This is a genomic window from Intestinibacter sp. (assembly GCF_034113885.1).
Lineage (GTDB): Bacteria > Bacillota > Clostridia > Peptostreptococcales > Peptostreptococcaceae > Intestinibacter.
The window spans coordinates 1-5,965 of sequence record NZ_JAXEWM010000189.1; the positions used below are offsets into that span (position 1 = coordinate 1).

Below are 5,965 nucleotides of genomic sequence, written 5' to 3' on the forward strand. Positions count from 1 at the left end.
AAATACGTCTTCAAGAATTTCCCTGATGTAGAAAGCGGAGACGTAGAGAAGGTGCCTCTAGCAGTTCAAACTGCGACGAGACAGGCGATAGTTACATGTATGGACTTAAAAGAAAAATTAAATGCTCTAGATGTGGACACGTCTTGGCAGGAGGCGTTGTTTAAATGCGTGTTAAATGGTACAATAGGTTCGTTTATGGACGACACTCTAGGACCATTTGCTAGAAAGATTGTGAAGGAAATAGAAGACAGTAGACAATAAAATTATTAAAATATTGCAGATATATGGTATAATTTTTTAGAGAATTAATAGGAGGAGAGAAGATTAAATATGAATTATTTATCTATAGAAGAAATAGTAAGTGCCAGTAAAGGCAATTTAACAAGTAAAAGTGAAGAAGTAAAATCTATAAATGAACTAGTTATAGATAGTAGACTTGCAAACAAAAACAGTGCATTTTTCGCATTAGTAGGAGAAAGTGTAGACGCACATAAATTTATAAATTCAGCAATAGAAAATGGATGTAAGACTATAGTAAAAAATAAAGACAACAATATAGAAATAAACAGCGAAAATGTAAATGTAATCGAAGTTGAAAATACATTATTTGCGTTTGGAGATGTAGCAAAACACTACAAAGAAAAATTCGATATACCTTATATAGGAGTTACAGGTAGTGTAGGAAAAACTTCTACTAGAGATATGATTTACGCAGTAGTATCTAGTAAATACAAAACTCTTAAAAATATGAAAAACTTAAATACTGAAACAGGAGTTCCTATGACTCTTACAAATCTAGACGAAAGCTACGAATGCGCTGTAATCGAAATGGGTATGAGTGGTTTCCATGAAATAGAATATCTAGTAAATATAGTAAACCCTAAAATAGGTGTTATATCAAATATAGGTCTTTCTCATATCGAAATGCTTGGATCTAGAGAAGGTATATTCAAAGCAAAAATGGAAATAACTACAAACTTCGACGAAGATTCTACATTGATAGTAAATGGCGACGACGATATGCTTACAACTCTAAAGGGTCAAGATTTAAAATACAATTTAAAAACTTTTGGATTTGGAAAAGACAACACAATATACTGTGTAGATTTTAACATGAATGACAACGACACAACTTTCAATGCGATGATAGATGGCAAGGTAGAAGAATTTTACATCCCAACAGTTGGAGAACACAATATCTACAATGCAATGGCAGCTATATTAGTTGGGCAAACTTTAGGTATAAGCCTAGACGATATCAAACGTGGTCTTAAGAATTTCGAAATAACTAAATCTAGAATGGACGTAATAAAAACAGATGATTACGCAGTAATAGACTCAGTTTACAATGCAAGCGTGGACTCTATGAATGCAGCATTAAAGGTTTTAAATAGATATGAAACTAGAAAAGTGGCTATATTAGGTGATATGTTCGAAATGGGAAGCTATGCAGAATTTGGTCATAGAGAAGTAGGAAAATTCGCTAGTCAATATGCAGATATACTGATAGCAATAGGAAATGATGCTAAGTTTATGGTAGAAGAAGCTATAAAAAACGGAATGAATAAAGAAAATATTCACTACTTTGAAACTAAAGAGCTAGCTATGGAAAGCTTAAAGGATATCCTACAAAAAGGAGATACTATATTAGTAAAAGGCTCTAGAGGAATGTACTTAGAAAAGGTAGTTGAATTTTTAACTAAATAGTTGATTGAGATAAGATTGAATAATAAAAAGACAGACATTGAGCTAGTCTGTCTTTTTCATTTCTAAAATAGTTTGTCCTATTATTTTTATTCCTTTTTTGATTTCGTGTTTTTCGAGTCTTGAAAATCCAAGTCTTAGGAAATTTTTTTGATCTTCATCTATATAAAACACATCGCCAGGCATGAAAATTACTCCTTTTTCGTAGCATCTTTCTAGCAAATGTCTTGTATCGATATCTTTTAATTTTAAAAATAAATGAAGACCGCCATCTCCGAGAACGTACTCACAGTCTATATATTTATTTACGCATTCTAGTGCAAAGTTAAATTTATCGCCGTAGTACTTTCTTATTTTTTTCATATATTTTTCAAAATTACTGTTTTTTAGATAGTCGTATAAAATTCCCTGATCTAAGAAGGAAACATGCATATTGATACCTCTTTTTACACTTATAAGGCGGTTGATTAGATTTTTATCTGCAAGTATCCATCCAATTCTGATTCCAGGAAATAATATTTTTGAAAAGCTTCCAATATATATTACACCGTTGTTTCTATTGTCCAGAGAACATATTGGGAATATATGGGAACTGGAGTATAAGAGCTCTTCATTAAATCCATCTTCTATTATTGCGATATTATTTTCCTTCATAATATTGTAGAATTTAAATCTATCGTTTGGAGATAAAACTATTCCAGTTGGATTGTTGTATGAAGGCGTAATATATGCAAATTTTATTTTGTCTTTATAATCTTTTATAGTTTTTTCGATATCTTTAAAATCTAGGCTGTTTTTGTTCAAATTCATAGGAAGTACATTTAAATTATAAGATTTAAAAATCTTTAAAGATACATTATGAGTAGGATTTTCGCATAAAATATAATCTCCTGGTTTTGTAAGGGATGATATTATAATATTTAATGCTTCAGTAAATCCATTTGTTATAAGTAAATCTTTGTTTGTCGAATCTATATTTTTGCCTGACATATACTCAAATAAAAAATCGATTAGAGGCTTATATCCTTGGGCATACCCGTAGTTTAAAAGCTTATGTCCTTCTAAATTAAATCTATTTAAAAAGGCTCTTTTAAGCTCCTCCATATCGAATTGATCTCCAGCTGGAGAAATACTTTTAAAAGAAATTAAATCTGATTTCCAAGGAATTTCGTGCTTTGCAGAGTCCATTTTATTTAAAGTTTTTATGTAGTCGTTTTCGTATAAAGACCAATCTAGTTGCCAGTTAGATGTAGCTATTGAAGATTGCTCCTTGACAAAAGTACCTTTGCCTTTTATAGAATATACAAGTCCTTCTGTCTTTAATTCGTCGTAAGCACTAAGTACACTATTTCGGCTTACATTTAAAATTGAGCATAGCTCTCTTGTAGAAGGAAGCTTACTATTTATTGGAAGTAACCCTTTTGTCATTAAATCCTTTATGTAGTTTTTTATTTGGATATATACTGGTTTTTTAGAATCTATTTCAAAATTAGAAAATAACAAAAAAATACCTCCTTTAGCTTATATTCAAAAATTTTTGATAAATTGATATTAATTAGTATAAAAAATAAAGACAATTATATTCTAATAAATTAAAATATAATTGTCTATTTTTTCTTATAATTTAATAATTTTAAAATCGAGCGCTTATAATGAGTATTCTATTATTTTATCTAGTAAATCGCTGTATGACAAGCCCCTAGCATTTGCACTTTTTGGAATTAAACTAGTTTTTGTCATTCCAGGAAGAGTGTTTAGTTCTAGCACATAGAATATTCCATTTGATAATATTAAATCTACTCTTACAAATGCCTTGCAGTTAAATGCATCCCAGCACTTTTCTGATATACTATCTACTTGATTTTGAAGTGAATCTTCTAAATATACGACTTCTTCAGTTGCACCTTTTACACCAGTTGCGTATTTTGATTCATAATCGAAAAACTCATTTGGCGATGTTATTTTTATAGTAGGGTAGACCTCACCGTTTAATATAAAAGAAGTGTATTCATCTCCTGGAAGAAATGATTCTATAATCACTATATCGTCTACTTCTAGTCCTTTTTTTACTGCTTCATATACATCTTCTTTTTTATCCACCTTGAAGGTTGCCACACTAGAGCCACCGCTGTTTGGCTTTATAAAAACAGGATAGCCTATTTTTTCTATAGCATCGTAATCGATTGAATCGACTGACTTAGCTATTACCCATGGAGCAGTAGGTATATTTGATGATTTTAAAACCTTCTTTGTCATATTCTTATTCATGCATATTCCACTAGTTAGAGGGTCGCATCCTGAGTAAGGGATATTCATAGATTCTAACATAGCTTGTATAGTGCCATCTTCTCCATATTTGCCGTGAAGTACTATTAAAGCAAAATCTACATCACAAGGCATTTTATTTACAACATCCATTGGATCATCTATTACTAATTCGTATACATCGTATTTATCTCTATCAATAGCTTCTAGTGCAGCCTTGCCAGAATTTAGAGATACTTCGCGTTCTGAGGAAATACCTCCCATTATAACAACAACTTTCTTTTTCATTTTTATCTCTCCTAATCGATTTATTATCTATAACATTTAAATTTTAATGATATTTTCATAATGATTTATATACCCATTATATGTATAGGAATTTGAAAAGGAAAGTACCACTAGATGGCTAAATAAAGGGTGTAGTGGTTGTTAATAAAAAAACGAATACAGCAGAATTTAAGCATTAAAAGGGGGTAACCGTTTTCTAGGTCACCCCCTTTTAATTAATGAAAATGTAAAGATTTATTTAATCAATAAAAATTGATGTTTAAACATTAATATTAATATTGAAGTGATGGAACTCCAATAACTTGTTTTATAACTCTAAATGCATTCTTATAAGCTATAGCTTCTATATCGTCTTTTGAATATCCACGATTTTGTAATTCTGTAATTAAATTAGGTGTATCTTCAAATTCCTTTAAGCCTATTACATTAGGATTTGAAGTATCACTTGAAAATGCAGCTAAACAATCAGCATCTATAAATCCAGAATAGTCAAATCCACAGCCTATGTGTTCTACACCTACTAAATTAGCTATATAATCGATATGATCTACTAATCTCTTAACATCAGCTTCTTCAGGATTTTTATCATCTACGAATTCTTTATACCCATTCATACCTATGATTCCACCAGTTTGAGCGATGGCTTTAATTTGGTCATCTGTCAAAGTTCTTCTATGAGAAGAGAAATGTTTTGCATTTGAATGTGATGCCATAATTGGTGTTGTAGCTACATCCATTATATCCCAGAATGATTTTTCGTTTGCATGAGAAACGTCTACTATCATTTTTAATTCTTCTAATTTTTTAACTGCGCGTTTACCTGCTTCAGTAAGTCCTCTTGAAGGATCTCCACCTACACCAGTTGCTAGAGCGTTTTGTTCATTCCATGTTAACATTGCATGTCTAGCTCCAACTACATCATGGTAGTAATGTAATTTGTCTACATCTTCTCCTATGTGGCTTAAACCTTCCATACCAACTAGGATATTTAATTTATTTTCTTTAAAGCCTTTTTCGAAATCAGAAAAATCTTTAACTTGATTTATAATATCAGTGTTGTTTTTTATTTCTTCAGTTAAAGCAGTTACTATTTGTTTAGCTCTATCTTCAGGGCATTTATCGTAAGGTGGATCTATCCAAATTACATATATACCACCAATTAAACCACCTTTTTGTAAATTTTTTAGGTGGTGATTTTTTATAATATTTTTTTCACCTTTTAACATTTTTACAGTTACATCAGTGAATAAATCAGAATGACAATCGAATACCATTTACAAAACCCGCTTTCCTTTTAAATTTTTAAATTTATATATATTTAATTGTCCAATACTCATCGATAGTTAAATATCGAGTTGTATTGAACAATTAATATTCGAATGTTAATTTTATATGTTTTATAAATATATTAAGATTACATATTATAATAAGAAGTTACCGATTATAATACCACAGTAGTTTCCTATAACGTAACCTAAAGTACCGATAAGCATTATAGGAGCTATAAGTTTAGTCCAACCTTTAGAAACTGCCATAGCAGCTGCTGTTGTAGGTCCACCTATACAAGCATTAGAAGCAAGTATAGCTTCTTCTAGGTTGAATTTGAATAATTTTGCACATATGAATGTTACTATCATATTTCTTCGTTACAGTTTCAAATTTTTTATCTTTCCATGCTACATCTTGCTGCATATTTACATAATTGTTC

General features: G+C 30.4%; 6 protein-coding genes. 2 read left to right on the plus strand and 4 right to left on the minus strand.

Features of this window, described 5'->3' with window-relative positions:
- The coding region (locus tag SPD90_RS11775) for a hypothetical protein (RefSeq protein ID WP_320925359.1) at nucleotides 1-261 on the plus strand (261 nt) is incomplete at its 5' end.
- A 69-nt stretch (nucleotides 262-330) separates the two neighbouring features.
- Entirely contained in the window at nucleotides 331-1,707 is a 1,377-nt protein-coding gene (locus SPD90_RS11780; RefSeq protein WP_320925360.1) for a UDP-N-acetylmuramoyl-tripeptide--D-alanyl-D-alanine ligase, read from the plus strand.
- Between the two features lie 42 nt (nucleotides 1,708-1,749).
- Here SPD90_RS11780 and SPD90_RS11785 read toward each other — a convergent pair whose 3' ends face one another.
- The 4 genes from SPD90_RS11785 to SPD90_RS11800 all read right to left on the minus strand — a co-directional run bounded on the left by SPD90_RS11785 (nucleotide 1,750) and on the right by SPD90_RS11800 (nucleotide 5,894).
- On the minus strand, nucleotides 1,750-3,207 hold the full coding sequence (locus tag SPD90_RS11785) for an aminotransferase-like domain-containing protein (RefSeq protein ID WP_320925361.1): 1,458 nt from the start codon (nucleotides 3,205-3,207) through the stop codon (nucleotides 1,750-1,752).
- 144 nt (nucleotides 3,208-3,351) lie between these two features.
- Entirely contained in the window at nucleotides 3,352-4,257 is a 906-nt protein-coding gene (locus SPD90_RS11790) for a D-alanine--D-alanine ligase (RefSeq protein ID WP_290685608.1), read from the minus strand.
- A 272-nt stretch (nucleotides 4,258-4,529) separates the two neighbouring features.
- Entirely contained in the window at nucleotides 4,530-5,531 is a 1,002-nt protein-coding gene (locus SPD90_RS11795) for a dipeptidase (RefSeq protein ID WP_320925362.1), read from the minus strand.
- A gap of 147 nt (nucleotides 5,532-5,678) precedes the next feature.
- Nucleotides 5,679-5,894, minus strand: coding sequence for a DUF819 family protein (locus SPD90_RS11800; protein ID WP_331680574.1), 216 nt, complete (start codon nucleotides 5,892-5,894; stop codon nucleotides 5,679-5,681).
- Nucleotides 5,895-5,965 lie beyond the last annotated feature (71 nt).

Excerpts from the sequence above, each read along its gene's own strand:
- SPD90_RS11780 (WP_320925360.1), top strand. The coding sequence starts at position 331 with ATGAATTATTTATCTATAGAAGAAATAGTAAGTGCCAGTAAAGGCAAT.
- SPD90_RS11790 (WP_290685608.1), bottom strand. The coding sequence starts at position 4,257 with ATGAAAAAGAAAGTTGTTGTTATAATGGGAGGTATTTCCTCAGAACGC.
- SPD90_RS11795 (WP_320925362.1), bottom strand. The coding sequence starts at position 5,531 with ATGGTATTCGATTGTCATTCTGATTTATTCACTGATGTAACTGTAAAA.
- SPD90_RS11800 (WP_331680574.1), bottom strand. The coding sequence starts at position 5,894 with ATGATAGTAACATTCATATGTGCAAAATTATTCAAATTCAACCTAGAA.